The following is a 1842-nucleotide window of genomic DNA, read 5'->3' on the forward strand; positions in this document are numbered from 1 at the left end:
AGACCGACTTCGGCTTCCACTACCCCCAGCCGGCCAACAAGCCGGTGCTGAACGTCGCCAAGTACGCCCAGGAGCACGGCGTCTCGCTCTTCTTCATCACCGCCGGCCGGAGCCGCGGTCCGCCGTGGTGGCGGTCCGGTGCGGCGGGTGGACGACCGCGAGGACGACGCCCAGCATGGCCGCCGCCACGACCGCGTCGAGCCAGTAGTGGTTGGCCGTGCCCACGATCACCAGCAGGGTGACCAGCGGGTGCAGCAGCCACAGCGGGCGCCACCGGGACCGGGTGGCCGCGATCAGGCCGATCGCCACCATCAGCGCCCAGCCGAAGTGCAGGGAGGGCATCGCGGCGAACTGGTTGGACAGATGGTCGCTGGACGGCGGGCCGTACACGTCCGGGCCGTAGACCCGGGCGGTGTCCACCAGGCCGGTCCCGGTCAGCATGCGCGGCGGGGCCAGCGGAAACGTGAAGGGCAGCACCAGGGCGGCCAGGGTGACGACGGCGAGCACCCGGCGGGCCCAGACGTAGTGCGCGGGCCGCCTGAGGTAGAGCCAGACCAGGAAGGCGAGCGTGGCCGGGAAGTGGACGAGGGCGTAGTAGGTGTTCGCCAGGTGGACCAGGGCGCCGCCGTGCAGCAGCGCGGACTGCACGGCGGTCTCGTGGGGGAGGTGCAGCGCCCGCTCGAGGTGCCAGACGCGGTGGGCGTTGCGGTAGGCGTCCGCGGTGTGGCCGGTGGCCAGCTGCCGACCCAGCTTGTAGACCAGGAAGAGCCCCGCGACCAGCAGAAACTCACGTATGAGCGCCGGGCGCGCGGTTGCGTCCGGCTCCGCTTCTGCCTCGGCAGGCTCGGTTCGGGCAGTCATTCCCCCGGCCCCTTCGCTGACGGTGGTGCGTGTGGTGGTGCGGTCGGGGTCCCCGGCCCTGGCCCGGAACCCATCGATACGTTGCCGTACCGATACGCCAGTGTACCGATACGGTCGAGTACCGGTACACTGGCGTATCGATTGATGTGCGACACACTGGGAAAAGGGTCGCCGGCCCCGCTCGAGCGGTGTTGTAGTGGGCCGCGACCCGGCCGGACACGAGGAGAGGAAGCGCCACATGACGTCGCAGGCCGCGGACGGTCCGGAGTCGGTCGTCGCCTCGCGCCGCTCCAAGATCACGCCGGAGCGTGAGCGGGAGTTCTTCGACGCCGTGCTGGAGCAGATCCGCGAGTGCGGCTACGAGTCCGTCACCATGGAGGGCGTCGCCGCCAGCACCCGCTGCAGCAAGTCCACTCTCTACCGGCAGTGGAAGACCAAGCCCCAGTTCGTCGCCGCCGCGCTGCGGGCCAGCCGGCGGGTGCGCTTCGCCGGCGTCGACACCGGATCGCTCGCGGAGGACCTGCGCCAGGCCGCCCGGGCCGCCGGCGACTGGTCCGGCAAGGACACCAGGCTGCTCCAGGCGCTCGGGCCCGCGGTGACGGCCGACCACGAGCTGGCCCAGGCGCTGCGCGAGGCGCTCGTGCATCCGGAGATCGCCGCGCTGCAGGACATGCTCGCCCGGGGCGTGGCCCGCGGGGAGGTCCGCGCGGACCATCCGGCGCTGGAGTACGTGCCCGCCATGATGTTCGGCGTCCTGCGCGTCCGGCCGGTGCTCAGCGGCCAGTACGCCGACTCCGACTACCTCGTCCGGTTCGTGGAGGCCGCCGTGCTGCCCGCGCTCGGACTCGACCAGGACCCAGGCCGCCGTTCACGGGATGACTGAACGGTGACCTGCACGCGCCGCACCGTGGTCACGCACTGGAACCGGGAGGCCGAGCGGATCCTCGGCTGGACCGCCGCCGAGGCGGTGGGCCGGCGCGG

General features: G+C 72.2%; 3 protein-coding genes and 1 pseudogene. 3 read left to right on the forward strand and 1 reads right to left on the reverse strand.

The window, feature by feature from the left end:
* Positions 1–104 (forward strand): annotated as a pseudogene (locus tag ACWEN3_RS46060) (HAD family acid phosphatase); the annotation flags it as partial.
* On the opposite strand, the gene ACWEN3_RS46065 reads toward ACWEN3_RS46060, so the two are convergent.
* Entirely contained in the window at positions 97–861 is a 765-nt protein-coding gene (locus ACWEN3_RS46065) for a phosphatase PAP2 family protein (RefSeq protein WP_452984360.1), read from the reverse strand. The pseudogene ACWEN3_RS46060 and the gene ACWEN3_RS46065 sit on opposite strands and share 8 nt — an antisense overlap.
* 238 nt (positions 862–1099) lie before the next feature.
* Between ACWEN3_RS46065 and ACWEN3_RS46070 the strand changes: the two genes are divergently transcribed.
* Entirely contained in the window at positions 1100–1744 is a 645-nt protein-coding gene (locus tag ACWEN3_RS46070) for a TetR/AcrR family transcriptional regulator C-terminal ligand-binding domain-containing protein (protein ID WP_452984362.1), read from the forward strand.
* 3 nt (positions 1745–1747) lie between these two features.
* Positions 1748–1842: PAS domain-containing protein (locus ACWEN3_RS46075; RefSeq protein WP_452984364.1), on the forward strand; the 95-nt coding region annotated here is incomplete at its 3' end.

It is taken from the genome of Streptomyces sp. NPDC004561, assembly GCF_053602155.1.

Coding starts and splice junctions, on each gene's coding strand:
- ACWEN3_RS46065 (WP_452984360.1), bottom strand. CDS start 861: ATGACTGCCCGAACCGAGCCTGCCGAGGCAGAAGCGGAGCCGGACGCA.
- ACWEN3_RS46070 (WP_452984362.1), top strand. CDS start 1,100: ATGACGTCGCAGGCCGCGGACGGTCCGGAGTCGGTCGTCGCCTCGCGC.